Here is a 26,575-nt window from a genome sequence, read left to right on the forward strand (position 1 = left end):
CCGCGGGGGGTTTCCCTCTCCTCGCGCTCGGGCCCCGTCGCCCCTGCCCCCGCCCTCAACGGCCGAGCAACCGCGCGAGTTCCATGCGCGAGCGCACGCCCAGTGCGGCGAACACGTTGCGCAGGTGGTGGTCCACCGTCCGCGGGCTCACCGAGAGACGGACCGCCACTTCGCGGTTGGTGGCGCCCTCGGCCACGTACCGGGCGATCCGGTGCTGCTGCGGGGTCAGTGCGGCGAGCGGTGTCTCCTGTGCGGCCGGCCCGGCGTCGACCGCTTCGCCGGCGGCGCGCAGTTCGCCGCCCGCGCGTTCCGCCCAGGTCCGGGCGGCGCAGCGTTCGAAGGAGACCAGGGCGTCCCGCAGCGGGCCTCGGGCCTCCCGGGTGCGGCGGCGCCGGCGCAGCCACTGGCCGTAGAGCAGTTGGGTGCGGGCCCGTTCGAAGTCGCCGCCCGCACGGTCGTGGTGGGCGAGTGCCTCCTCGTACCGGGCGGCCGCCTCGTCCGGGGGAGCCAACAGGGCGCGGCAGCGAGCGAGTTGGGCGGGGGCCTGCGGGTCGGCGCTGCGGTCGGCCCACAGGGCGAACTCCGCCACGGCCTCGGCCACGCCGTCCGCCGGTGCGGGGCGGGCGCCGCCCGGACCGGCGTCCGCGCGGCCGCGGAGCACGGCCGCCTCGACGTAGCACGGCACGGCGAGCATCCGGGTGGCGAAGTGACCCCGCCGTGGGCCGGGGCGTACCAGCGGGGCGAGCCGGGCGGCCGCGTCGGCGGGCCGGCCGCGGGACAGTTCGGTCCGGGCACGTGCCCAGGTGGCGAGGGTGGCCGCCTGGAGGAGGCCGTGCGGGCCGGCCCCGGCCAGGGCGGCGTCGCCGTGCGCGGTACAGGCGGCGGCGTCGCCCTCCACCGAGGCGACGAGCGCGAGCACGGCGTGCAGGTGGGCGGCGGTGTTGGGCTGTCCCGTACGGCGGGCGGCCTGCAGCCCCTCCGTCGCGTGGGCCCGCGCCCGGGCGTGCCGTCCGGCCCGCAACTCGGCGTGGGCCAGGTGCTCCAGGGCCTTCGGCAGCAGTACGTCGGGACCCGTCGACCGTACGGCGGCGAGCGCACGGGCACCCGTCCGGCAAGCCGTGTCGACCTCGCCGAGGACGAGTGCCGCGACGACGGCGCGCAGGAGTTCCGCGGGGGCTCCGTCGCTCCGGGCCGTGTCGAGGTTGCGGCGCAGCAGCGCGTGCCCCTCGGCGGTGCGCCCGCCGAGGACCGCGCACATGCCCGCCCGGTGGCGCGCGAGCGCCGGATCGGCCGCGGTGGGCGGAACACGCCGCATGGCGTCGAGGTAGGCGGGGGCGTCCCCCGCCGCCCAGGCCGCCTCGGCCGCGCCGAGCAGGGCCTCCAGGGCGCTCGGCGGATCGTGCGGGAGGAGCAGTGCGGCTGCGGTCAGGAGGGCTTCGCGGGCGTCGGCGACCGGGCCGTCCCGCAGCAGGAGCAGTCCGCGCACGCACTGCGCCGGGCCGTGCGCGGAGGCGCGGTGGTGCGCGGGGGCCGGGTCAGGGACGGGGGCCGGGCCGGGCGCGGAAGCCCCGCCGGGCCCGGAGGCCGGGCCGGGTCCGTGCACGCGTGCCAGCAGTGCGCGGGCCCGGTCCGCGTCGCCGGCGAGCCGGGCCTGTTCGGCGGCCGCGGCGAAGCGTGCGCCACGCCGGGTGCCGTCGACGGTGAGGGTCGCGGCGCGGGCGAGCACGGACGCGCGTCCGGCGTGCGGCACCGGGGCGACGGCACCCGCCGCCAACTGCCGCGCGAGCGCTTCGTCGTGTCCGGGGGCCGCGCAGGCCCGCTGGACGAGTTCCGGCAGGGACGGCGCCCCGGCTCCCGCCAGCAGGTCCGCGAGCATGTCGTGTGCTGCCCGGCGGTGCGTCGGGAGCGCCCTGTGCAGGACCGCCCGACGCAGCAGTGGGTGACGGAAGTGCACCCGTTCTCCCGTGTGCTGGAGCGCCCGCGCGGTCGCCGCGGGGTCGAGGAGCACCCGTTCCACCAGGTCGGCGTCGAGCCCGGCGCGAACTCCCGCGCGCAGGACGAGCGCCGCGTCCGATCCGATGCCGTCCGGTTCGTGCTCCGCCGCGGCGGCGGCCAGCAGGAGCACCGTCCAGGTCTGCGGCGACAGCCCGTCCAGCAGGGCGGCGTGCGCCTGGAGGACGCTCTCGGCGCCGGGCAGCGGATACGAGAGCGGGGTGCGGCCCGCCAGCTGTCCCGGGGTGAGGCGGGCGAGGAGACCGGCGAGCAGGCTCGGGTTGCCTGCGGCCTCCCGCACCAACTCGCCCCGTACCGCCGGTTCCACGTGGTCCGCTCCCCAGGTGAACCTGTCCAGGACGGCCGAGGCCGCGTCGTCGTCGAGAGGGCCGGGGCGCAGCACCGGCAGCCCGGCGAACTCCGTCTCGTCGGCCGTGCTGATCAGCACGGCGACCCCGCTGTCCGCCCCGAGCCGCCGGGCCGCGAAGGCGAGCGCCGCGCGCGATGCGCCGTCCCAGCGGTGGGCGTCGTCCACACAGACCAACAGGGGCCGGTATCGGGCGAGTTCACGCAGCAGGCCCGGCAGCGCGGCGGGCACGGAGCCGGAGCGCAGCACCTGTTCGGGCGGCAGGGGAAGCGGCCCGGGCGCGGAGCACAGCAGCGCGTGCAGCCCGCTGTGGGGCAGCCGCTGTTCGGCGGGGGCGGCCGTGACGTCCAGGACCGCGTCCGGGCAGCGGGCGGAATGGCGGGCGGCGGCCTGGCGCAGGAGTGCCGTACGCCCCTGCCCGGGCGGGGCGGCCACGACGAGCGCGCCGCCGCGCCCAGTCCACAGTCGGCCCAACAGGGCTTCCAATGCTGCGAGTTCACTGCCGCGTCCGTACAGTCGCAGCGGGGTGCGCACGGTCGTGGAGGAGGTCACGCCGTCACGTTACTTCCGCGTAAACAACTGCGGAAGACTCCCGTCCGCCTGTCCGGCCGGGTTCGGGGCGGCGTCCCAACGCGGACCCGTCACGGCTGTGCGGGGGCACAAGCCGCGCCCCCGCCGGGCGGTGGGGAGCCGGGCCGCGCGGCCCCTCACCGCCCGCCCGTCACGAGGTGTGCGGGCAGTTCCCCCGGTACTCGGCGATCGTCGGGCTCGGCTGCGGCAGCGGGCACAGGAACTGCTCGTAGCGGGTGTCGTCGTCGATGAACCTCTTCAGCCACGAAATGCTGTACTTGGCGATCGTGGTGTTGGAGGTGTTCGGCGTGAAGTGCGAGGCGCCCCGCAGCTCCAGGTACGCCTTGTCCAGCGAGCCGGGCAGTGAACCGTAGAACGGCTCCGAGTGCGACGCCACGGGCGCGATGGTGTCCCCGTCCGCACCGACGACCAGGGTGGGCGTGCGCAGTTCGGGCCACGTCTTGTCGGTGTTCCAGCCGGTCAGCGGGATCGCCGCCTTGAGCGAGGTACGGCTCTTCGCGGCCTCCAGGGAGCCGCCGCCACCCATGGAGTGGCCCATCACGCCCAGCCGGGAGGCGTCGATCCGGCCGCGCACCGCACTCTGCTTGGTCAAGTAGTCCAGTGCGGCCAGGAGTTGACGCCCCCGGCTGGCGGGCTGGTCGGAGGTGGTGTTGGTGTCGATGGTGAAGACGACGAACCCCTGCGAGGCGAGCCGCGGACCGAGCCAGGCGATGGAGGACTGGGTGGCGGTGAAGCCCGGTGAGACGGCGACCGCGCCGAAGGTGCCCTGCGCGGTGGACGTCGGGTAGTAGATGGTGCCGCCGCCGAACCCGCTGACGCTCAGCCGGGAGACGGACGTCTCGGAGGTGGCGAACGAGCCCCGGCTCGCCTCGATGCTCGACTGCGTCGGCGCCGGACCCCGCTCGTAGGGGTTCTCCGCGACCCGCGCCGCGGGAAGCGGGGCGGCCTGCGCGCCGGGGAGCGAAGCGGCCAGCAGCGCCGCGGCGGCGAACGCGCCGGCGCACGCGCCCTGGAGGGTACGGGAGCGGGTCAGCTGGTGGCGGCGGTGGCGCGGGGCGGTGTCGCCGGAGGGAAGGAGCTGCTGCACGGGGGGGTCCTCTCGTCGTGACGGCATCACGCCGGGCCGGGGATCGGGGCACGTCGTCCAGTCGGCTCCGGGCGCCGCGTGGGTGCCGCTGTTCTTCACTGACAGGGGACACTCTCGCGGCGGCCGCGCGGCGCGGGCATCGGCGAGTTCACCGGTCTTGGGCCGGCACGGTCTCCGGCCGGAAGCGCACCGGTGCCGACGCCCGGGGCCTCCGACCGGACGAGCCGGTGGCCCCGGGGCCTTCGGCAGCGGGCGCGGGAGCGGGCCCCTTTCCCGGTGTGCACCCCGGAAGAGGGACCGCGCCCCGCACTCCTGCGACTACCGTTGTGCGCGGCTCACCGTCAGAGCGCCGGGTGGGCGTTCTTCAGCAGCTCCTGGAACTGCGCGGAGAACCAGGCACCGGAGACCGGTGCGTCCGGCAGCGCGCCGGACATGCTGTTCCCGTTGCGCGGGTTGCCGGTGTACGTCGGGTCGCACATCCGGTCGAAGCCCTTGTTGTCGGGGTTCGGGATGAGCTTGCTGGAGCCGTCCGACTCGCCCGGCGGCTTGACCCACACGTAGGCGTCGATCCCGGCGGCGGGCGCCGTCGTCGGACGCTCGCCGAGGCCGGCCCCGGACTGGTTGCACCAGTTGCCGAGGTGGATGCGCCGGTCGTACCGTCCGCCGTTCACATAGGCGTCGACGGTCGTGCGCGGCCCCGGTCCGGCGGGCCTTGCCGTACCGCCCCAGCCGTTGCGGGAGGTGTCGATGAGCATGCCGAGACCGGAGTCGAAGCCGAGGGCGACCAGCTTGGCGCGCATGGCCTGCGCGTAGCTCAGCTCGTCGGTGTAGCGGTTCCAGTCCACCCACTTCGACTGGCGCACGGAGGTCCCGTTCACGCTGTCGTCGAGGGTGAAATGGTCTTCCTTGAGAGCGCTGTAGTTGGCGGTGTTGACGACGAAGCCGTGCACGTCGGCGAGGGTGGCGCCCTCGGTGGTGGCGGCCTGCTTGAACATCTCGGCGGAGGCCGTGAAGTTGTCGTCCCAGCCGAGCCAGCCGTGGTGGCCCGCGTCGACGTAGTTGTAGACGTTGGGGACGTCGCCCAGCTTGTTCAGCGCGTACCCGACGCCCTTCTGGTAGTTGCCGTTCGCCTTCATCACGTCGCAGGCGGGGGTGGCGGTGGGGCGGGGGGTGACGTTGGTGACGAGGTTGGGCAGGGAGTCGATCTCCACCGCGGTGACGATCCGCAGCCCGGCGTACTTGGGGTCGGCGAGGATCGCCGCGATCGGGTCGATGTACTCGCTCTTGTACCGGCCGATCTCGGTGGGGCCGAGCTCCCCGTTGGAGGCGAGCGCGGCGCAGTCGCGGCCCGGCAGGTTGTAGATGACGAGCTGGACGGCGAGCTCTCCGCTGCCCTTCTGCTTCAGTGCCTCGTCCAGGTGGGCGCGCAGGCCCATGGAGGTGCCGCTGCCCTGGACGGCGGCGATGCGGTCCAGCCAGACGGCGGTCGGCTGCTTGGCGACTGCCGCGCCGCCCGGTTCGGCGGCCGCCTTGGCGGACCACTCCGGGTTCACGTAGACCTTGGCCCCGGTGTACGGGTTGTCGACCCGGTCGCCGGGCGGATCCGTGGGGTCGGGGCCCGGGCCGGTGCCGCCATTGCAGGTCACGCCGTTGAGCCTGAAGGCGGTGGGCACGGCGTTCTCACCGCTGCTGCTGCCGTTGAAGCCGAAGGAGGCGGAACCGCCGTTGCCCAGGTTCCCGTTGTACGAGACGTTCTTGGCGGTGACGGCCGCGCCGGTCTGGGTGACGGTCGCGTTCCAGCCCTGGGTGACCTTCTGGTTGCCGGCGTAGACCCATTCCAGCGTCCAACCGGTCACCGGATCACCGGTGTTGGTGACGGTGACGTTCGCGCCGAAGCCGCCGTTCCACTGGCTCTGGATCTTGTAGTCGACGGTGCAGCCGGCTGCGGCGGCACCGGCGGGGCCGGACGCCACGGCGGTGACACCGGCGGCCATGAGCAGCGCGCAGGCCGCCGCCAGGCCCGTACGGCCGAGGGAGGAGACGGAGGAGGGCCTGAGCGGTCTCCGCGCCGAGGCGGCGGAGCCGGAAGAGGCGGAAGAGGTGGCGCGGGGATGCACGGGGTGATGCATGAGCGACTCCTGACAACTGAGGTGCTCCTGACAGAGCACCTAGCGAAGGGGACCGCTCCCACTGGTGAGGCAGAACCGTAGCGGCAAGCGACGTCAAGTAACAGACGTGCTCGCCAAGTTGCTCTGTCGAATATCTTCGACTCTTCACCCTTCTTGACCCCGCGACGCGGACGCCAGCACAGTGGGAGCGCTCCCACTGGTGCAAGGCATTCAACGCACGAACCCAGTGCGGTGCGGGGCGCCCGATCTCCGGACGCCCCGCACCGACCGGGCGCACACTGTCGGTGGCACGGCTCCAGGTCACGCGGCCGGGTCACGCCTCCACGTCACGCGACCGGATCACACGTCCAGGTCCCCCTTCCGGTTCCCGCCTCCGGGGGACGCGCCACGCCGACTCCCCGGGCCCCGTCCCTCAGGACACCAGCCCGTCGGCGACCAGGCCCGCGAGTACCGCCTCACCCAGGGCGTGCACCGCGGACTGCGGGCGCACCATCACCGTGAACTCCTTGATCAGCCCTGCCTCGTCGAACTGCAACAGGTCGATCCCGTGGATCTGCTTGCCCTGGATCGTCGCCCGGAAGATCAGGATGTCGGACGGCGCCTCCTCTCCGGTGCCGGTCGTCTCGGCCGTGCCGTCGAGCCGGCCGACGTAACGGAAGTCCTCGAAGGTGCGCAGCAGGACCCCGAACAGCCCCAGCACCATCGGCCTGCCCTCGAAGGGGGTGAACTTCACCGGGCTGTACAGCCGGACGTCCTCGGTGAACAGCTCCTCCAGCGCGGCGAGGTCGCGCTTCTCCACGGCCGTGCGGAAGCGATCGGCGGTCTCCATGGCTTCTCCTCGTTTCACCTTGTTCACGTCGCACCTCGGTTCACCTTGGTCACGTCGCACCTCGGTCACGTTTCACCTCGGCCGGAGGGACGTGACTGGTCGTCGGGTGGGCGCACCGCACGCGCCACGCGCACCGCATGACGGGACGCGCCGGATCGCGCCGGATTGCCGGTCGCCCGGCCGTGCCGGCCCACCGGCCGCTCAGTTGTGCCGGATCAGCGACTCCACCAGGCCCGTCCTCGTCCGGGGGAAGTCCAGTACGACGATGCCGAGGCCCCGCCAGCCGTCGGGCCCCGCACTGTCCAACAGGGCGTGCACCTTGGGGTTCAGGCGGTCGGAGTTCCAGCGCGGGGGCAGGCCGGCGGCGGTGCTGACGAAGTTGATGTACTGCTTGCCGGGCTGCGCGACCGCCTTCCTGAACTGGGCTTCGATCTGCGGGTACTTGGCGAACGGCTCGGCCTGGTAGTCGTCCTGGATGTCGAAGACCGAGGAGTCGCCCCAGCGGATTCCGCCCGGCAGCCCTCCGTTGTCGGCGAGCAGGACGACCCGGCCGCGCGCCTGCCCCAGCGAGGGCAGCGCGTCCGCGATCAGGAACAGCGAACGCCAGCCCCGGCGGTCGAGGTAGTCCGCGAAGAGTGCGCCGAACTGCGCGTCGGAGACTTCCGAGTACTCCTGCTTCACCCGCATCAGCACCGTCTCCGAGGGGTGCGCGGCGAGGAAGTCACGGCAGGCAGTCAGTACGTCGTCGAAGTTGAGGCGCTGGTAGAACGCGCCGTGGTGGATCGAGAACGACCCGTCGAAGGCCCTGCACCGGATGTCCAGGAAACGAATTCCCGAGGTCAACTGCTCGGCGACGGTGGTGTTCTGGCACTCCACCCACGGGCCCCCGAAACGGGCTCCGGAATCGTGCGTGCCGGGCACGGTGAGGGTGCGCAGGGGCCGGGCCGAGTCGAGCCCGGCCATCCAGTCCGGCGTTCCGAGAACGCGGGTCCGGGGTGCGCGGGGCCCGGGAACGAGCGTCCCGCCGGGCCGTGGCGCGGCGCTCGCCGGCGTCGCACCGGCGTAGGCCGCCAGCCCGGCGGTGGAGAGGGCGGCCGCACCCTTGAGGAATCCTCTTCGGTCCATGCGCAACTCGTCTCCCTGGCATCGCTCCGACCACAGGCGCGCATCGAAACACACGCGGGTACGCATCAACCAGGGGGTGAAAGACGGCGCTTGGGACCAAAACACAGCTACCGGTCACGGCGGAGGACAGATCACGGTACCGCCGGTCCACCGAGGGCCACGGGCACCCGGGGCGCAGAGGCCGCCGAAACCCAGCGGCCGTACGGCCGACCGGCCACGGAGCCGAGCGACCACGGACCGGGCGCGGCCGACCGACCGCGGGACCGAGCGGCCGCAGACCGGGTACGACCAAGGTCCCTCAAGGCGTCAGGAACACCAAGGACGCCTCAGGAACGCCAAGGACACCAGAGGCAGCAGAGGCGTCAGCGCGACTCGGACCCGTCCTCCTCGGCGACACGCCTCTGCCGTCTGCCGACCACCGCGGTCGCGGCGAGCGCGCTGGCCACGAAGGCCGCGGCCACCGTCCATGGCTGGTCGAAGCGGTGGCCGGTGACGTGGTCGAGCGAGAACCGCCCCGCTCCCGCCAGCCCGATCGCCGCGGCGGTGAACCCGAGGAAGGCGGGATACTCGTAGCCGCCCGCCTGCGCAAAGAATCCGGCCGGCGCGTGCACGGCGACCGCTCCCGCCATGGCTCCCGCAGCCGCCGCGCCCGCAGCCGGGGTGGCGAGCCCGAGCGCGAGCAGCGCGCCGCCGCCCGCCTCGCCGAGACCGGCGGCCACCGCGCTCTGTCTGCCCGGGGTGAATCCCATGGACTCCATGGCGGCACCGGTCCCCTTGATGCCGCCGCCGCCGAACCAGCCGAAGAGCTTCTGCGAGCCGTGCGCGGCGAGCGCCGCCCCGGTGCCCAGTCGCAGGGCGAGCAGGCCGAGGTCACGGCGGTGGTGGAGGCAGGGCGTCATGGTCTCTCCCGGGGGTGTGGCGCGGACGGGGCATCGGGTCCACTCTGTGCCGGGTGCGGCGTCCGGGGGATGCGGTACTACGCCAGACGGCTCACCACCCCGGCCCGCCCTGCCCCACTCGCCCCGCCTCGCCCGTCCCGCTGCGGACTCCGGCCGGACCGGTGGCGTACCGGCGTGCGTCGTGCCTGGACGGCATGTCGACGGGACCGCTCCGACGCGGCGCCGGGCTGCTCCTCTTCCGGCTCGCCGGTACCGGGGAGCAGCGGGACGTCGAGGTGCTGATCAGGCACATGGGCGGTCCGTTGTGGGAGCGCCGGGAGAAGGCCGCCCGGTCGGTGCCCGAGGGCGAGTACGGGCCGATGAGGAATCCGAGGTGGCGGGCCGCAGGCCGCCGGTCCTCGCGCCGTCTGGGGAGGGTGGCATTCTTCGGTCATGCGACTCGGCAAGCGAGCGGGCGGCAGCGGTATCGCCCTGCGTCCCCTGCGGTACCAGTTCCCCGTGGCCACTGGTGATCCCTGGGACGACAACTGGCTCGTCATCGGCGCCGAAGCCAGCACGGCGACGGGCGGCTGGTCCTTCACCGACCCGTGTCTGGTCGTGGACGAGGCGCGTGAGCTGTCCACCTGGCTGCGGGCCGTCGCCGACGGGAGGAGGCCGGACGCGGCGCCGGATTCCGAGGGCAACCTCGTCCCGGACCTCGACTTCACCGAACCGGTTCTCGGCTTCAGCCAGGTCCGGTGGCACGACGGCTCGGGAGCGCTGCGCGTCCACCTCTCGCGGGAGGGCGCCCCTCCGCGCCGGTCGCAGGGCGGGCGTCCGGAGATCCCTCAGTACGCGATCGAGATCGAGACGGACCGGGACGCACTGCTGCGGGCGGCCGAGGAGTGGGACCGGGACCTGACGCCGTTCCCCCCGCGCTCGGGCGGAGCACAGTAGGAGGAACGCGTTCCGGGGAGCTGCGCAGGAGTGGATCATGGTTGATCCCCGGGGAGCACCGCTCGAAGTCCCGCACCTGACCGCGGGTGACCGTTATGTGCTCCGCCCCTGGGAGCTCGGCGATCTGCCGCTCGTCCGGAAGGCGTCGGCCGACCCGTGCATCCCGTTGATCACGACCGTCCCCTCGGCCTGCTCCCCCGAGGCGGGTGAAGCCTTTGTGCGGCGGCAGTGGGACCGAGGCGGCGGCTGCCCCTTCGTCGTCGTACGCGTGGCGGACGGCCGCCCGCTCGGCACGGGCGGCCTGTGGGTGAGGGAGCTGAACGAGGGCTGTGCGTCGCCGAGCCACTGGGTGACCGGTTCGGCCCGCGGCCAGGGAGCCGCCGCGGAAGCCCTTCGCGCGGTGGCCTTCCGGGCCCTCGGCGAGCTGAGTATCCCCCCTCAGCTCCTTGGGGAGCCGTGGAACACCGCGTCCCGCCGGACGGCCGGGCGTGCGGGATTCCAGCGAGAGGGCCCGCTGCGCGGCCGGCAGCAGGCAGGCGGGAACGTCGTGACATGATCATGCGCTCGATGCCGAATGCCGACCTGTCCTGACGCGCACCACGCACACGGCCGCCCCCGCCGCCCCACGCGCACCGCCCGCACGGCCGCCCCGCCGCCCCACGCGCACAACGCGCACGGCGCCCCCGCCACCCCCGAGCGCGCCGCTCTCCTCACGCCACCGGGCGTCGTCCCATCGTCATCAGCGCGCGCAGTCCGTCCCGTACCACCTCGGTCGGGGCCGGTCCGAACAGAGCCTGCTGGGCGATGAATCCCTGTGCCACCGCGATCATGGTGCGCGCCACGTGGTCGGCCGGTACGTCGTCGGACATCAGGCCGGCCGCGCGGTATTCGCCCACCAGGCGCGCCCACGCCCCGCGCATGTCGGCGTAGCCCTGCTGGAGCAGCCCGGCCAGCCGTTCGTCCCGGAGGGTCTCCGCCCACACCTGGAGGACCAGGCCGGGAAAGGCCGCCCGCCCGTCGACGCGCAGGCCGTCACGGACCTCGATAACCTGGCCGACGACCTGGGCCAGCAGTTCGTCCGGCGGTGGTGGAGGGCTCTGCTCTGCGGCGGCCTCGAAGGCCGCGCGGACGTCCGCGAACACCTCCGCGGCGATGGCTGTGATCAGCTCGTCCTTGCTGCCGAAGTACCGGTAGACGGCGCCCGGCGAGAGGCCGATCTCGCGCAGTACGTCCTGCATGGACGCAGCGTGGAAGCCCGAGCGGGCGAAGCAGCGCGTTGCCCCGTCGAGGATCTGCCGACGGCGTGCGTCGAGGTGTTCCTGGGATACGCGGGCCATGCGCACAACATAGAACGAACATTCCTTCTTGACAAGCGAACAGGAAGGGTCACCATGGGAGGCACGTAAAACGAACGATCCTTCTTTTTGGATCGTCCGTGCTGCTCCCTGACCCGACCACCACCCGGGAACGAGGACACCCATGCCCACCTCACTCGCCCGATCCCGCCGCACGCTCGCGGTGCTGCTCCTGGCCCCCGTCGTGGCGGCCCTCGCCCTGTGGGCGTTCGCCTGGCCCGCGGCCCGGATCGCCCCGCGCGACCTGCCCCTCGGCATCGCGGGGCCGACCGTCGCCGTCGAGCGGCTCCAGAAGGACTTCGCGCGGGAGGAGGGCGCCTTCGCGCTGCGCCGTTACCCCGATGCCGCGTCGGCCCGTTCCGCGATCGAGAACCGGGAGGTGTATGGCGCGCTCGTGGCCGCCCCGCAGGGCGTGGAGGTCCTGACCGCGTCCGCCGCGAGCCCGGTGGTGGCCCAGTTGCTGAGGGAGGCGGCCGCCACCCGGGCCCCGGCCGGAGCCGCGCCGCGCGTGACGGACGTCGTGGCCGCACCGCCGGAAGACCCCCGGGGCAGCGCGTTCGGAGCGAGCGTCCTGCCGCTGACCCTGTCGGGAGTGGCCGCCGGGCTCCTGGTGACCGTGCTGCGGCTGCGCGGGGCGATCGGTGTCCTGGTGCTGGCCGGCGCGTCCGTCCTGGTCGGCGTCGTGGCAACCGCTCTCGCCCACGACTGGCTCGGCGTCCTCACCGGCGACTGGTGGGCCGTGGCGTCCGCTCTCGCCCTGACCGTGCTGGCCGTCGCCGCGGGCGTCGCGGGCCTGGCCGCCCTGCTGGGCCGGGCCGGGCCGGCACTCGGGGGCCTGCTGATGGTGCTGGTCGGCAACCCCTTCTCCGGCGCGACGAGCGCCCCGCACCTGCTGCCGGAACCCGCTGGATTCCTGGGCCAGTTGCTGCCGCCCGGCGCGGGCGGCACCTTCCTGCGGTCCGTCGCCTTCTTCGACGGCGCGGGGGCGGGCGCGGCCCCCCTCACCCTGACCCTGTGGGCCGGGCTCGGGCTGCTCGCGGTCATGGTCGCCACGAAGACGGCCGACGAGGAGACGACGCCGGGCGAGACGGGTGCGCTCCGGGAGCCGGCGCCGGTGGGGGGTTGACGGACCGGGGTCCCGTACGGACCGCGCGCACGGCCCGTACCGGACCGTGCCTTGCACCCGCCTCCCGGAAAGCTTCGATGAGGCCCATTGGGCCAATGTTCATGGCCCGGTCGGCCCCAGCGCCAACCGCTCCATCCTTGCCAGGCTTTACGTGACCACGTCAGTACGTCCGCTGGGCACCATACACAGCGGCAGCGCCAGGAGGCGGCATGACGCACACGATCACCGTAGGACTCGACGGAACCGATCACGCGCTGGCGGCAGCGGACTGGGCGGCCGGGGAAGCGACGCGCCGGAGTGCCGGCTTACGGCTGGTGCACGCCTGGGTGTGGCGGTCCACCGACGTGGCATACGTCGGAGAGCGCCCGGCGGAGGAACGCTGGGCACACAACGTGCTCAACGAGGCCCAGGCCCGCGTGGCCAAGAAGCATCCGCACCTGGACGTCACCACTGAGCTGCTCGTCGAGGACCCGGTGCCCACCCTTCTCGCCGAAGCCGCACGCGCCGAGATGCTGGTACTCGGGTCGCGCGGCTACGGCACGCTGACCGGCTACTTGGTCGGGTCCGTCTCGCTGCGCGTGCTGCGCGAGGCAGAAGGACCTGTCGTCATGGTCGGGGAACCCCGTGCCCCCGCGACGGCGCAGATCCCCGAGGTTGTGGTCGGCATCCAGGAACTCGGACACGTCGGCGCCCCGGTCTTGGAGTTCGCCTTCGCTGCCGCGGCCGAACATGGAGCATCCCTACGGGTTGTGCACGCCTGGAGCGTTCCGACAGCCCTCGCATGGAGTCCAGGTGCGTTGTACCTGGCCGAGGAAGCGGACGGCCTGGCCCAGATCAACGGGGAGATCCTGACCGACATCCTCATGCCATGGCGGGGCAAGTACCCGCAGGTGAAGGTCATCGAGCAGTTGGACATCGGCTCGGCCGCCGAGGTCCTGCTGTCCCACAGCGACCACGCGGCCCTCGTGGTCGTCGGGCGTCGCAAGCACGAGGCAGGGCTGCGTCGTCTCGGGGCGGTCACTCACGCCGTCCTGCATCACGCTTCTGCCCCCGTAGCGGTCGTACCTCACGACTGACCCCTGGGAAAACGATGTGTGTGGGCGGCGGCGCACGCGGCTGTTCGGCCCACTCGCCCCAAGCGGCCTATTGCGTTCCGGTCGGGCGGTCCTGCGGAGATCCAGCACTACGGCGCCCCGCTCAAGGTGCCCCCTCACGATCCCCGGACAGCGACTCCGCCCCCGTGGTCCCCGCAGGCGCCGTACCGGATCAGCCGCCGGGGCGGCGCCCGGCCCGGCGCTCCCCCGACGCGGGCCCGCAGACGGGCCGACCCGCGTCGGTATGCGCGCGCCGGGGGTCAGCCGGTCCAGGACCAGTCGACGACCTCCGGAAGATCCGTGCCGTGCTCCCGGATCCAGCCGTGATGCCGCATACGGGTGTCTTCCAGCTCCTGCCTGAACGTGGCAGCACGTACCGCCAGTCCAGGGACCCGGTCGATGACGTCCATCGCGAGCCGGTAGCGGTCCAGGTCGTTGCGGACCACCATGTCGAAGGGCGTGGTCGTGGTGCCCTCCTCCTTGTAGCCGCGCACGTGCATCTGGGCGTGGCCGGTGCGGCGGTAGGCGAGGCGGTGGATGAGCCAGGGGTAGCCGTGGTACGCGAAGACGACCGGCTTGTCGGGGGTGAACAGCGCGTCGTACTCGGCGTCGGGCATGCCGTGCGGATGTTCCGCAGCGGGCATGAGGCGGGTCAGGTCGACGACGTTCACCACACGTACGCCCAGCTCGGGCAGGTTCCGGCGCAGCAACTGCGCCGCTGCCAGCACCTCCAGTGTGGGCACGTCGCCCGCGCAGGCCAGTACGACCTCCGGGGTACGCTCCTGGTTCTCCGTACCAGCCCATTCCCAGATGCCGGCGCCGCGCGCGCAGTGGCTGCGGGCTTCCTCCAGGGTCAGCCAGTCGAAGCAGGGCTGCTTGCCCGCGACGACCACGTTGACGTAGTCCCGCGAGCGCAGCACGTGGTCGGCGACGGAGAGCAGGGTGTTGGTGTCCGGCGGGAGGTAGACCCGTACGACCTCGGGTGACTTGTTGAGTACGTGGTCGACGAAGCCGGGGTCCTGGTGGGAGAAACCGTTGCTGTCCTGGCGCCAGACGTGCGAGGTCAGGAGGTAGTTGAGGGAGGCGATGGGGCGGCGCCACGGCAGTCGGCGGGTGGTGCGCAGCCACTTGATGTGCTGGTTGACCATCGAGTCGACGATGTGGGCGAAAGCTTCGTAGCAGGAGAAGAGGCCGTGCCTGCCGGTGAGGAGGTAGCCCTCCAGCCAGCCCTGGCAAGTGTGTTCGGAGAGGATCTCCATGACGCGACCGTGCCGGTCGAGGTGTTCGTCGGCCGGGAGGGTCTGTGCCTGCCATGCCTTTCCGGTGGCCGCGTAGACGGAGTCGAGCCGGTTGGAGGCGGTCTCGTCCGGGCCGACGAGACGGAAGTCGCGCCGCTCGGCGGTGTTCTCCATGAGCCCTTCCAGCAGGTCGCCCAGTACCCGGGTGGGCTCGTGCATCGTCGCGCCGGGTTTGTCGACCTGCACCGCGAACTGTTCCAGGGGCGGCACCGGGAGTGCGCGCAGGAGGAGCCCGCCGTTCGCGTGCGCGCCGGCGCCGAGTCGAAGAGTCCCCTCTGGCACGCCTTCGAGGACCTGCGTGCGGGGCCTGCCCAGGTCGTCGAACAGCTCCTCGGGCCGGTAGGAGCGCATCCACTGCTCCAACTGGTGCAGATGCTCGGGGTTGTCGCGCACGCCCGACAGCGGCACCTGGTGTGCGCGCCAGGTGCCCTCCACCGGCAGACCGTCGACCTCGGCGGGACCGGTCCAGCCCTTGGGTGTACGCAGCACGATCATGGGCCAACGACGTCGTTCGGTGGCCCCTTCGTCGCGGGCGGCGCGCTGGATGTTGTTGATCATGGCCAGCGCGGTGTCCATGGCGTGTGCCATGGCGCTGTGCACCTGGAGCGGGTCGTCGCCCTCGACGTGCAGGGGATCGTGTCCCAGCCCGCGGAGCAGGTCGTCGAGTTCGTACGAGGGCAGCCTGGCGAGCAGTGTCGGGTTGGCGATCTTGTAGCCGTTGAGGTGCAGGATCGGCAGGACCGCACCGTCGTGCACGGGATCGAGGAACTTGTTGGAGTGCCAGGACGCGGCCAGCGGCCCTGTCTCGGCCTCACCGTCGCCGATGACGCACGCGACGAGAAGTTCCGGGTTGTCGAAGGCGGCACCGTAGGCGTGCGAGAGCGCGTAGCCGAGTTCGCCGCCCTCGTGGATCGAGCCGGGGGTCTCGGGTGCCACGTGGCTGGGCACCCCGCCGGGGAAGGAGAACTGGCGGAACAGCCGTGCCATGCCCTCCGCGTCCCGGCCGACATCGGGATAGGTCTCCGAATAGGTCCCCTCCAGCCAGGAGTTGGCGAGGACGGCGGGCCCTCCGTGCCCGGGCCCCCAGATGCACAGGGCGTTCTTGTCAGCGGCCTTGATCACCCGGTTGAGGTGGGTGTGGACGAGGTTGAGGCCGGGCGAGGTGCCCCAGTGGCCCAGCAGCCGGGGCTTGATGTGCTCGGGGCGCAGGGGCTCGGTGAGCAGGGGGTTGGACATCAGATAGATCTGTCCGACCGCGAGGTAGTTCGCCGCCCGCCAGTGCGCGTCGAGCGCTGCCAGTTCCTGCGAGCCGAGACAGGCAGCCGATTCGTAGTCGGGCTTCGGCATCTCGTAGTCCCTTCATCGGCGGTGGGCAAGACGAAACCGCCAGGTACGTCGGACAACGGCGCGGCTGACGGGGCCAGTGCCTCGTTCCTCAGCCTAGGACCGCCCCCCGCACAGAACGAGGGGCCGATCGGCTCTTCTCCCTGCCGGAAGTGCTTCGTACACACCCGCTGGACGCGTCAACGGCTGTGCAAGTCCGCAGCAGAGGACGAGCGTGAGACGCGCCGCCCCGGCCCCCGGCTGCGCCGCACCCACGCAACGTCACATCAGCGCACGACCCGCATCCCTTGCAGGAGCCCTACGGCATGCGAATCGCATGCCGTCCTGAGGCTGAGCGCTGGTCGATGCGTCTGGCGGAACGTCTTCACCCGGTTCCGCGCCCCCGTATCCAACCCGTCGAAGCCCTGGCGGTCTGCTGCCCCAAGGGCCTGTTCGCTCTGGTCGTCGGACTCAACCGCTGGATCATCCGCGTCTCTGCATGCACGGCGCTGCTGGCGGACACGTATCCGCCGTTCCGGTTGGACCTCGGAGGCGATGAGCCCGGCCCGAAGCACCTGTGAACCGCCGCCGTCGGCATCAGGACGCCTCCACGTTTCGGCCCTTCCCGTGGCTGCGGGCCCACAGGGTCTCGGCGCGCGCGGCTGCGAATCCGACGAGGCCGGCGGCTGCCGCCAGTCCCAAGCCGGTCGCGGAGGGGGGTGAGGTCTCCAGGATGCCGGACAGGAACGGTACGTAAAGCGCTGCCGCCCCCAGCCCCGCGGCTACCGCGACCGCTCCCGGCAGGTACAGGTTGTGACGGGTCAACAGCCGCTCCCTGAGCCCGAGGGACACCCCGAGCTGTGCGGCCAGCAGAGCGAGGAAGAGAACGGTCTGCCAGGGCCCGCCCTCGTGCCGTATCCACAGACTCGCGGCAAGACTGGCCGCGGTCACCAGCAGCGACAGGCGCAGAACCCGTTGCCAGAGTCCGTCGCCGAGGATGTGCTGCTGAGGGGCCCTGGGCGGCTGCCGCATGGCGTCCGCGGAAACGGGTTCGGCGCCCATGGCGACGCCGGTCAGGCCGTGGGTGAGCAGGTTGATCCACAGGATCTGCCCCGCACGCAGGGGAAGGGCGAGGCCGAACAGCGGTCCGGCGAGCATGACCAGGATCTCCGCCGCCCCGCCGGCCAGGGCGTAGAGGAGGAAGCGCCGAATGTTGGCGTAGACGCGGCGCCCCTCTTCCACCGCCGAGATCACCGAGGGCAGTTCGTCGTCGGCGAGGACGAGGTCGGCGGCCTGCCGGGCCACTTCGGTGCCCCGTTGGCCCATTGCCACGCCGATGTCGGACTGCCTCAGGGCCGGTCCGTCGTTGACTCCGTCACCGGTCATGGCGGTGACTTCGCCCCGGTCCCGCCACGCCTGGATGATCTCCAGCTTCTGCTGCGGGGTCGTCCGGGCGAACACCTTGACCTCGGTCAGGTCGGCGACGCTTCCGGCGGCCAGCTCCGCCCCGGTGGCGACGCAGTGGTCCGATGCGGCTTCCTTCCCGGTGAGGATGCCTACGCGGACCGCGATCGCCTTGGCGGTGGCCGGGTGGTCACCGGTGATGAGCACGGGTGTGATCCCCGCACGACGGCAGACTTCCACGGTGGTGACCGCGGCAGGCCTGGGCGGGTCGCTGATGGCGGTCAGGCCCAGCAGCCGCAGACCTGCTTCCGCGTCCTCAAGGGGATCGGGCGCCTCGTCGAGTTCGCCGCCGGCCACAGCCAGCACCCGGTAGCCCAACGCGGACAGCTCGGCGGCTTCCTCGCGCGCCTGCTCCAGCAGCCCCGGGCTGTCGTCGAGTAGCGCACTGTCGAGCACCGTCTCCGGCGCCCCCTTGAGGGAGACCCTGACCTTCCCTGCCGGGGTGCTGTGCACGGTCAGCATCCGCTTGCGGATGCTGTCGAAGGGGACTTCCCCGATACGCGGGTGCGTACGGACGAGATCGTCGTGCGCGCAGCCCGCCTTCGCGGCGGCGGCCAGGAGGGCGGCTTCGGTGGGGTCTCCGAGCGCCGACCAGTGCGTCTTCTCTGCCGTCGGCGCGACCAGCGATGCGTCGTTGCAGAGCATCGCCGCGACAAGCAGTTCCCTGGCCGCCTCGGCGCTGCCACGGGCGTCGTGTTGGCCGAGGTCTTCGAAGGCACCGACCGGTTCGTATCCGCTGCCGCCGACGGTGACGGTGCCGCGCGGGGTCCACACGCGTTCCAGGACCATGCGCCCTTCGGTGAGGGTGCCGGTCTTGTCGGTGGCCAGTACGGTCACCGAGCCGAGCGTCTCCACGGCGGAGAGACGGCGTACGACGGCGTTGCGCGCTGCCATCCGCCGGGCACCGAGCGCCAGCCCGAGGGTGACGACGGCCGGAAGCGATTCGGGCACCGCAGCGACGACCAGGCTGATGGCCGTGACCGCCATGGTTTCCAGCGACTGCCCGCGGATGAGCCCGAGGGCCAGGACGAGCAGGCACAACCCCACCGTGACAAGGGCCAGTACGCGCCCGAGTCCGGCCAAGCGCTTTTGCAGCGGGGTGAGTTGCTGCCGGGGGTGAAGGGAGGCGGCGATCTTGCCCAGGGCGCTGTGCGCACCGGTGGCGGTGACGGTCGCGACCGCTCTGCCCCTCAGTACGACCGTTCCGGCCTGCAACTGGGCTGTCTGCGGGTCGGTGCCGTGGGCGTCCTTGTCCACGGGCACCGATTCGCCGGTCAGTGCGGACTCGTCCACGAGCAGGGCGGCGGCGTAGGTGAGGGTCGCGTCCGCAGGGATGACGTCTCCCTCGCTCAGGACGAGCGCATCACCCGGAACGACCGCGGAGGAGGGGATCTGCCGTTCCGTACCGTCCCGGGTGACACGTGTGGTGGGCGCGGTCATGGCGGAGAGCGCGGCGACCGCGTTGTCCGCCCGTACCTCCTGCGCCACACCGACCGTGGTGTTGAAGAGGATGACCACCCCGATGACCACGGAATCGGCATAGTCCCCGGTGGCCACGGTCAGGGCCACAGCGACCAGCAGTACGAGGATCAGCGGATCCCGCAGCTGCGCGAAGACCCGGGAGCGGAGCGCCGTCTTCTGCTGCTCTCCCAGCTCGTTGGGACCGTGCCGTTGGAGAAGACGCTCGGCCTCCTCGGAGGTGAGCCCGGCCACGCGGGCTGCTTCCGGCGCCGGGGCGGCGGGCGGTTGCGGCGGTTTCACTGCATGTCTCCTCAGAGCGGACGATCATCGCGATCCCGAAGCCCGCGTCCGCTGCGAGAGCCTGACCGCAATCGGCACCCCGGGCCCTCACAGATTCCGCAGGAATGGTGGGAACCGCCGTACGCAGGGGGCACGGCGGTAGCATTGCTCCTACTCCTGGTATGTCGGCACGTCGGTCTGTTCGCCCTGCGGCACATGGCGCGCACCGGATGCGGAGGGCCAGTACGTGACCGGGCCGCCCTGCGGGGGGACCACGATCAGGGGGCAGGTGGCCTGGTGCAGGAGCACGTGGCTGACCGAGCCAACCACCATGCCCTGAAAGCCTCCGAGCCCCCGTGAGCCGACGACCAGGCATCGGGCGTGGACAGCGGCACGTGCAAGAGCGCGCGCCGGGTGCCCGTACTCCACCTGGTACTCGATCTCCACCTGGGGGTACTTCTCGGCACAGCCGGCCGTCGCGTCCACGAGCTCGGCCCGGGACCGGTTTTCGACATCGTCGTCCTCGACGCCCGCCAGGCGGCCGGAGTGGTGGTGGCGCACCACCACCGCCTTCAGGCGTGCCCCGGTCAGCGCCGCCTCTTCGAAGGCGAACATCAAGGCTTCCTGGGCATTGGCCGAACCGTCGACGCCGACCACGATCACGTGCGAACCGGCACCGGTCGGCCGGGCCCCGCGCACCACCACGACCGGGCATCCCGCATGCGCGGTCAGGGTGACACCCAGCGGGGAGATCGAGAGCACCTGTTCCACCATGTTCAACGGCTTGGCCCCCACCAGCAACAGACTTGCTTCCGGCCCCTGTCGGACCAGCACGCGGGCGCGCGGTCCGTCGACAGTGCGCGCCACGATTTCCAGGGTCGGATGGTTCTTGTGCACGAGTTCCGCCGCCTCACGCAGCAGCATCTCCCCCGCTGCACGGAAGTGCCCGCTCCAGGTGCGCTGAGGATGCGCCCCGTGCGGATGCGGCTCCGCCCCAGGAGGCCACTCAAGGGCGTGCACCAGGCGCAAAGGCAGGTTGCGCAGCTCTGCTTCCTCCGCGGCCCAGGCGACACCGGTCCTGCTTGCTTCGGACCGGCTCACTCCTACGACGACGGGCTTTCGGTCAAGTGCGCTGGTTTCGCGATCCGAGGTCATTGCGGTACTCGCCTTCAGTGGGCAACGGCTGCGTGCCGGGCCCATTCATCCTGCTGACGAAGCACCTCGCAGACGAGGGGCCAACAGGTACACGCCATGGGCCGAAGGTCCCTCGGCACCGCCGATCCTTCGCGCGGCAAGCTCCGGCCACGCGGCCGTTCGTCCGCACCGACGGCCGGCTGCACCCACCGCGGAAATGTGCGGCAAGGGCCGATCGGCCCCCGCTGGGGACCTGCGGCCCCTGCACCGCGAACTCGCACCACGCGACGCTCCGGGCGCCGTATCGGTCCCGTTGCACCTGAGGAGCAGGCATGGGGGCCGACCGGCCCCCGGCACACCCCCGGACAGCCCATGCGACAACCGCCCGGCCCGCCGGATGCTCGAAGTGTCAAGAGGCTTGAAGGAGACCCAAGATGACGGATGGCACACGCAGTCGGCCCCCGGCCCACGCCCTGCTCCCGGACGGCACCTCCGTGTGCATACGTCCTGTGCAGCCGAACGACCACCAGCAACTGCGAGAGCTCTACGGAGAGATGTCCACGGACAGTCCGCGGCTGAGGTTCTTCGCAGCGAGCGAACCATCAGCGTCGATGGCCGCCGACCGGGCCTGCACACAGCCGCGCCCCGGCTGCCGGGCGCTGCTGGCCGAAGCGGAGAACCAGGTGATCGGCCTGGCCGAGTACGAGGCGGGCGACGACTCCTCTGCGGCCGAGATGTCCATCGCCGTGGCCGACGGCCTGCACCACCACGGTGTCGGCGCGCTCCTCGTCGAACACCTGGTCTCCGCCGCCCGCGCGGACAGCATCACCGCATTCACGGCGGACGCACTTTCCGAGAACCAGGAAGTGCTTCGGCTCTTCGCCGATCTGGGCCTTCGCACCGCACGCCGCTTCGAAGGCTCAGAGGTGCGCTGCGTCATCCAACTGGAGGAGGACGACACCCGTCTCCCTGCCGTTGAACTCCGCGGGCGGGACGCCGACGTGGCCAGTCTGGAACCGCTGCTGCGGCCGAACGCCATCGCCGTGGTGGGCGCAGGGCGCAGGCCCGGATCGGTGGGGCGGGCCCTCCTGGGCCATCTGCACGCGGGGGGCTTCACCCGGCAGCTCTTCGTGGTGAATCCCCGTTCCGCTTCGATCCTCGGCGTGCCGTCCTACTCGTCGGTCGGCGCACTGCCGAAGGTCCCGGACCTCGCGGTCCTCGCGGTGCCCGCGGCAGCCCTTCCCGGAGCCGCAGAGGAGTGCGGCAAGGCGGGGGTGCGGGCGCTGCTCGTCGTCACAACCGGCCTCGACGGCCGGCAGGCGGAAGCGCTCGTCGCCGCGTGCCGCACCCATGGCATGCGGCTCGTCGGGCCCAACTGCCTGGGCATCACCAACTCAGACCCGGCGCTCTCCCTCGACGCCACCTTCGCAGCCGGCAGTCCGCGCCCCGGCACGGCAGGCGTCGCCGTCCAGTCAGGCGGCGTCGCCATCGCCCTGCTCGACCGCCTCTCCCGCCTGGGCATCGGCGTGTCGTCCTTCACCTCCCTCGGCGACAAGTTCGACGTCAGCGGCAACGACATGCTCCAGTGGTGGGAGTGCGACGGCCGCACCGACCTCGCACTCATGCAGCTGGAGTCCTTCGGCAACCCCCGGGCCTTCTCCCGTACCGCGCGGCGCGTTTCCCGCCGCATGCCCGTGCTGACGGTCGACGCCGGCCGCACCGACGCCGGCCGCCGGGCCGCCGCCTCGCACACCGCGGCAGCCGCCGCCTCCACCATGACCCGCCAGGCCCTGTTCACCCAGGCGGGCATCACCGCCACCCGCTCGGTGGGCGAACTGCTCGAAGCGGCCGCCCTGCTGCACACCCAGCCGCTTCCGGGCGGGGCGCGCGTGGCCGTCGTCACCAATGCGGTCAGCGCGGGCGTCCTGGCCGCGGACGCCTGTGCGGAAGCGGGGTTGTCACTGCCGCAACTCAAGTTCTCGGTGGTCGACGACCTCGATGCCGTATTGCCCGAAGGGGCCTCCGTGAGCAATCCCGTCGACGTCACCGCGGCCGTCACGGAGGAACAGCTCGGGGCCTGCGTCGACCGGATCATGCAGCACTCCGGCATCGACGCCGTTCTGCTGGCTCTCGTCCCCCCGGCCGTCCCGGCCGCAGCCGGTGACGGCCTCGTGCGCGCCCTCACCAACGGCCCCGCACGCCGTGCGCTTCCCCTCGCCGTCGTACGCCTGGAGCAGGACCTGCCCGTCAAGCTGCTGCCGGCCACAGGGGGTGGAGCGATCCCCTCGTACGCCGAGCCCGCTGCGGCAGCGCGTGCGCTGGCCCATGCCGTACACCGCGCGACCGGGCTGAGCCGGGCGCCGGGCACGATCCCGGAGCTCACAGAGGTCGACACACCTCGCGCTCACACGATCGCCGAGACCTTCCTCACCAGCCATCCGGACGGCGGCTGGCTCGACCCGCACACCTGCGCCGAACTCCTCCAGTGCTACGGCATCCCGCAACTGTCCTGGTCCTGGGCGGAGACGGAGGACGACGCGGTCCTCGCAGCCGAACGGCTGCGCGGCCCCGACGGCCGAGTGGTCATGAAGGCCCACTGGGCCGGTCAGCTCCACAAGAGCGAACAGCACGCGATCCACCTCGGCCTCCAGAACGACTCCCAAGTGCGTGCCGCTTTCCGGGATCTCGAGACCCGGTTCGCCGGCCTCATGACCGGCGTGATCCTCCAGCCCCTGGCCGCTCGCGGCACCGAACTCTTCGCAGGAGTCGTCCAGGACGAGGTCTTCGGACCGCTCGTGCTGTTCGGGCTCGGCGGGACCGCAACAGAGGTCCTGGCAGACCAGGCCGCCCGACTCGCTCCCCTGACCGACCACGACGTGCACGACCTGATCACCGCCCCCCGCTGCGCGCCGCTCCTGTTCGGCGCCCACGGAGGCGGACCCGTCGACCTCGAAGGTCTGGAGCAGATGCTCCTGCGCCTGTCTCGCATGGCGGGCGACCTGCCGCAACTCGCCGAAGCCGACTTCAACCCCGTCCTCGCGGTGCCTGAGGCAGTCACCGTGCTCGACGCGCGCGTCCGCCTGCTGCCGCGCAAGCCTCAGGATCCCTGCCTGCGCCGGCTGCGCTGACCAGGGACCGCATGAGGAACAGTCCGCGCCGACGGGACGCCCGTCGGGCTCCGGACCGGACGACAGCGCTGCCGCAGGCTCCCGAGCAGCACGGCCGCACGGTGAAGACGGAAGAAGGGGGAACTCGAACTGGTCGGAGTCATTTTGTTCGTCGAGTCGGTCGGAGGAATTCATGGGCGGGTACGCACGCGACGGTGACGAGGAGCATGTGCCCAAGCTGCGGCTCGACGAACTGCTGGGCGAGCTGCAGGTGCGCATCGACTCGGTACGGGGCACCCGGGACCGACTGCACAGCTTGCTGGAAGCCGTCCTGTCGGTGGGTCGGGAACTCGACCTGCCACACGTGCTGCGCAGCATCGTCGAAGCCGCGGTGGTCCTGGTGGACGCCGAGTACGGAGCACTGGGCATCATCGGCGACGACCAGACCTTGTCCGAGTTCCTGACCGTCGGCATCGACGAAGCGGAGCAGTCGGAAATCGGCGCTTCACCCAGCGGACACGGACTCCTCGGGGAGCTGATACGCCACCCGGAGCCGCTGCGGCTGGCGGAGCTGTCGGATCATCCGGCCTCGTCCGGCTTCCCGGCGCACCACCCGCCGATGCACTCCTTCCTCGGCGTGCCCATCCGGGTGCGCGACGAGGTGTTCGGAAACCTCTACCTCACCGAGAAGCGCAGCGGCAGGGCCTTCGACGCCGAGGACGAGTCCGTCCTGTCGACCCTGGCGGTGGCCGCCGGAGTGGCCATCGAGAACGCTCGGCTGTACGAGGAGACCATGCTGCGCGAGCGCTGGCAGCGGGCCAGCGGAACGGTCACCAGCATGCTCCTGACCGGTGCGCCGAGCGCGGACGTGATGGAGCTGATCGTCGACGAGGCCCGGAAGATCGTCTCCGCCGACATGGGACTGATCGCGGAGCGCGTACCGGGCGAGGAGACCCTGCAGCCGGCCCTGGCCGTCGGACTGGGCAGGGAGGCACGCAGCGGCCTGGTGCTGCCCACGGGGCACGGCTTCGTCGGAGCGGCACTCGGCTCGGCCGTGCCGGTGGTCAGCGCCGACATCCAGCACGACTCCCGCACGGGCGAAGGCGAAGCCCACTGGGCAGGGCTGGGTCCCGTGGTCGCGGTGCCGCTCGGCGTCGGCGGGAAGCCCCGGGGCGTACTGCTACTGGGGCGCGTGCCGGGCGGTATGCCCTTCGGCGACGTGGACACCGGGCCGCTGCTCGGTTTCGCCGACCAGGCGGCGCTGGCCCTGGAACTGGCCGAACGCAGGCGGGACGCGGAACAGATCACCCTGCTCCAGGACCGGGGCCGCATCGCCCGCGACCTCCACGACCTGGCCATCCAGCGCCTTTTCGCCGCCGGTATGACCCTGCAGAGCACACAGCGCTTCATGGAACACCCCGAGGGCACGGAGCGGCTGACACGGACCGTCGACGACCTGGACGACACCATCAGGATCATCCGGTCCACGATCTTCGGACTGCGCACCCACGGCGGGAGCGGACGTGAGAGCGACGGCCTTCGCGGCCGGGTCTCCGAGGTGATCAGCACCTCGGCCGCATCGCTGGGATTCCAGCCCGCGCTGCGCGTCGAAGGGCTCATCGAGACCGACGTCCCCGGTGACATCGCAGACCATGTGATCGCGGTACTCGGCGAAGCGCTCAGCAACACGGTCCGCCACTCCGGAGCCCAGGCCGTGGACGTCCGGCTCCAGTGCGCCCGGGGCAACCTGGTACTCACGGTGACGGACGACGGCTGCGGGGTGCCGGACACCGTCGGGCGCAGCGGCCTGAAGAACATCGAAGAGCGGGCCGCCGCCCTCGGCGGAACACTGACGCTCGGCAACCGACCCGAGGGCAGCGGCACGCGGTTGGTGTGGCGGGTTCCCGTGCGTGCAGACGGCGCTGCGGCCGGAATCTGATCGCCGATCCGTCCGGCCCCGAGGCAGGCCCGGACGGCCGGGTGCACCAGGGCGGACCGATCACGCCGAATGACCGGTGGGGCCTCGCTGTTCGAGATGGCTGGCCAGAACAGCCGCCTGGACGCGGCGCTGGACGCCGAGCTTGGCCAGCAGCCGGGAAATGTGGTTCTTCACTGTCTTCTCCGACAGGTAGAGCTTCTTGCCGATCTCGCGGTTGGTGAGCCCCTCCCCGATCAGCGCGAGAATGTCCCGTTCGCGGGGTGACAGACCTTCGAGTTCGGGTGCGAGAGCCGGCCCTGCGGAAGGGCCCGCGCGCAGGGAATGCATCAGGCGGGCCGTTGTCGACGGATCGAGCAGCGACTGACCGGAAGCAACCGTGCGGACCGCCGCCACCAGGTCGGAGCCCCTGAGCTGCTTGAGCACATAGCCCGCCGCACCGGCCATGATCGCGTCGAGCAGTGCCTCCTCGTCGTCGAACGACGTCAGCATCAGACAGGCCAGCTCCGGCATCCGGCTGCGCAGCTCGCGGCAGACACTGATCCCGTCACCGTCCGGCAGCCGAACATCGAGAACGGCCACATCGGGGCGCAACGCCGGCCCGCGCACCAGCGCCTGCTCCACGCTGCCCGCGTCGCCGACCACCGAGATGTCGGGCTCCGAGTCCAGCAGGTCGGTGAGACCGAGCCGCACGACCTCGTGGTCGTCCAGCAGGAAGACCCGGATCGGTTTCTGCTCCGTGAAAATACGCGCTTCGGCCATGATGACCCCTCGTTCACTGGTGACTACGGACCGCATGCCGCCTGTGATGACGACCCTCACCTTTCAAAACCGTACGCACCAGTGCCGAACGGGCCCCTCGCGCCACGAGGTGCGAGAGGGAACAGCATCAGGGCCGAAGGGACCCTGGGAAGGGCCCGTCCGGCCTCTGCGCCGGGGCGAGCACCGGCACCAGGCTGAAAGGAGAAGCAGAACTCACGAGCATGCCCCTGGAGGTACGGATCATGCGCCGACACGTCACCGCGGGATCGACGGCTCCCCGG

At 71.9% G+C, this 26,575-nt stretch carries 18 protein-coding genes; 7 read left to right on the forward strand and 11 right to left on the reverse strand.

Going from position 1 to position 26,575, the window contains the following annotated elements:
• Window positions 1–55: 55 nt before the first annotated feature.
• The 6 genes from ACZ56L_RS10895 to ACZ56L_RS10920 all read right to left on the reverse strand — a co-directional run bounded on the left by ACZ56L_RS10895 (window position 56) and on the right by ACZ56L_RS10920 (window position 9,019).
• The gene (locus ACZ56L_RS10895; RefSeq protein WP_471063216.1) at window positions 56–2,911 is read right to left on the reverse strand and encodes a helix-turn-helix transcriptional regulator; all 2,856 of its coding nucleotides are present in this window, start codon (window positions 2,909–2,911) and stop codon (window positions 56–58) included.
• A 169-nt stretch (window positions 2,912–3,080) separates the two neighbouring features.
• On the reverse strand, window positions 3,081–4,037 hold the full coding sequence (bdeA, locus tag ACZ56L_RS10900; RefSeq protein ID WP_471063218.1) for a bis(hydroxyethyl) terephthalate hydrolase: 957 nt from the start codon (window positions 4,035–4,037) through the stop codon (window positions 3,081–3,083).
• 341 nt (window positions 4,038–4,378) lie between these two features.
• Window positions 4,379–6,031 (reverse strand): glycoside hydrolase family 6 protein, encoded by a 1,653-nt coding sequence (locus ACZ56L_RS10905; RefSeq protein WP_471063823.1) that lies wholly within the window; start codon window positions 6,029–6,031, stop codon window positions 4,379–4,381.
• A 547-nt stretch (window positions 6,032–6,578) separates the two neighbouring features.
• A complete protein-coding gene (locus tag ACZ56L_RS10910) occupies window positions 6,579–6,995 on the reverse strand; it encodes a nuclear transport factor 2 family protein (protein ID WP_345227889.1) in 417 nt (138 codons plus the stop codon).
• 201 nt (window positions 6,996–7,196) lie between these two features.
• Window positions 7,197–8,120 (reverse strand): phosphatidylinositol-specific phospholipase C, encoded by a 924-nt coding sequence (locus tag ACZ56L_RS10915; protein ID WP_345227887.1) that lies wholly within the window; start codon window positions 8,118–8,120, stop codon window positions 7,197–7,199.
• A 362-nt stretch (window positions 8,121–8,482) separates the two neighbouring features.
• Complete coding sequence (locus ACZ56L_RS10920) at window positions 8,483–9,019, reverse strand: DoxX family membrane protein (protein WP_471063220.1); 537 nt, start codon at window positions 9,017–9,019, stop codon at window positions 8,483–8,485.
• A 432-nt stretch (window positions 9,020–9,451) separates the two neighbouring features.
• Between ACZ56L_RS10920 and ACZ56L_RS10925 the strand changes: the two genes are divergently transcribed.
• Window positions 9,452–9,955 carry a WapI family immunity protein gene (locus tag ACZ56L_RS10925; protein WP_471063222.1) on the forward strand — a complete coding sequence of 168 codons (504 nt, stop codon included), beginning with the start codon at window positions 9,452–9,454 and terminating at the stop codon, window positions 9,953–9,955.
• Between the two features lie 37 nt (window positions 9,956–9,992).
• The gene (locus tag ACZ56L_RS10930; protein WP_471063224.1) at window positions 9,993–10,511 is read left to right on the forward strand and encodes a GNAT family N-acetyltransferase; all 519 of its coding nucleotides are present in this window, start codon (window positions 9,993–9,995) and stop codon (window positions 10,509–10,511) included.
• A gap of 154 nt (window positions 10,512–10,665) precedes the next feature.
• Here the strand turns inward: ACZ56L_RS10930 and ACZ56L_RS10935 are convergent, their stop codons facing one another.
• Complete coding sequence (locus ACZ56L_RS10935) at window positions 10,666–11,292, reverse strand: TetR/AcrR family transcriptional regulator (protein ID WP_471063226.1); 627 nt, start codon at window positions 11,290–11,292, stop codon at window positions 10,666–10,668.
• 142 nt (window positions 11,293–11,434) lie between these two features.
• Between ACZ56L_RS10935 and ACZ56L_RS10940 the strand changes: the two genes are divergently transcribed.
• Together ACZ56L_RS10940 and ACZ56L_RS10945 are read left to right on the forward strand one after the other, a co-directional pair.
• Entirely contained in the window at window positions 11,435–12,436 is a 1,002-nt protein-coding gene (locus ACZ56L_RS10940; protein WP_471063228.1) for an ABC transporter permease, read from the forward strand.
• Between the two features lie 209 nt (window positions 12,437–12,645).
• Window positions 12,646–13,512, forward strand: a complete 867-nt coding sequence (locus tag ACZ56L_RS10945; RefSeq protein ID WP_471063230.1) for a universal stress protein — start codon at window positions 12,646–12,648, stop codon at window positions 13,510–13,512.
• Window positions 13,513–13,790: 278 nt separating this feature from the next.
• Here the strand turns inward: ACZ56L_RS10945 and ACZ56L_RS10950 are convergent, their stop codons facing one another.
• Window positions 13,791–16,175 carry a phosphoketolase family protein gene (locus tag ACZ56L_RS10950; RefSeq protein ID WP_471063232.1) on the reverse strand — a complete coding sequence of 795 codons (2,385 nt, stop codon included), beginning with the start codon at window positions 16,173–16,175 and terminating at the stop codon, window positions 13,791–13,793.
• Window positions 16,176–16,477: 302 nt separating this feature from the next.
• Here ACZ56L_RS10950 and ACZ56L_RS10955 point away from each other — a divergent pair, with 302 nt between their 5' ends.
• Complete coding sequence (locus tag ACZ56L_RS10955; protein WP_471063234.1) at window positions 16,478–16,732, forward strand: hypothetical protein; 255 nt, start codon at window positions 16,478–16,480, stop codon at window positions 16,730–16,732.
• Between the two features lie 16 nt (window positions 16,733–16,748).
• Here ACZ56L_RS10955 and ACZ56L_RS10960 read toward each other — a convergent pair whose 3' ends face one another.
• Both ACZ56L_RS10960 and ACZ56L_RS10965 read right to left on the reverse strand, forming a co-directional pair.
• Window positions 16,749–19,376, reverse strand: a complete 2,628-nt coding sequence (locus ACZ56L_RS10960; protein WP_471063236.1) for a cation-translocating P-type ATPase — start codon at window positions 19,374–19,376, stop codon at window positions 16,749–16,751.
• Window positions 19,377–19,526: 150 nt separating this feature from the next.
• Window positions 19,527–20,555, reverse strand: coding sequence for a universal stress protein (locus ACZ56L_RS10965; protein ID WP_471063238.1), 1,029 nt, complete (start codon window positions 20,553–20,555; stop codon window positions 19,527–19,529).
• Window positions 20,556–20,923: 368 nt separating this feature from the next.
• On the opposite strand from ACZ56L_RS10965, the gene ACZ56L_RS10970 reads away from it, so the two are divergent.
• Both ACZ56L_RS10970 and ACZ56L_RS10975 read left to right on the forward strand, forming a co-directional pair.
• Window positions 20,924–23,617 (forward strand): bifunctional acetate--CoA ligase family protein/GNAT family N-acetyltransferase, encoded by a 2,694-nt coding sequence (locus ACZ56L_RS10970; protein ID WP_471063240.1) that lies wholly within the window; start codon window positions 20,924–20,926, stop codon window positions 23,615–23,617.
• 172 nt (window positions 23,618–23,789) lie between these two features.
• On the forward strand, window positions 23,790–25,535 hold the full coding sequence (locus tag ACZ56L_RS10975; protein ID WP_471063242.1) for a sensor histidine kinase: 1,746 nt from the start codon (window positions 23,790–23,792) through the stop codon (window positions 25,533–25,535).
• 60 nt (window positions 25,536–25,595) lie between these two features.
• Here ACZ56L_RS10975 and ACZ56L_RS10980 read toward each other — a convergent pair whose 3' ends face one another.
• Window positions 25,596–26,294 carry a response regulator gene (locus ACZ56L_RS10980; RefSeq protein ID WP_471063244.1) on the reverse strand — a complete coding sequence of 233 codons (699 nt, stop codon included), beginning with the start codon at window positions 26,292–26,294 and terminating at the stop codon, window positions 25,596–25,598.
• Window positions 26,295–26,575 lie beyond the last annotated feature (281 nt).

The organism is Streptomyces sp. NPDC039736 (genome assembly GCF_055596485.1).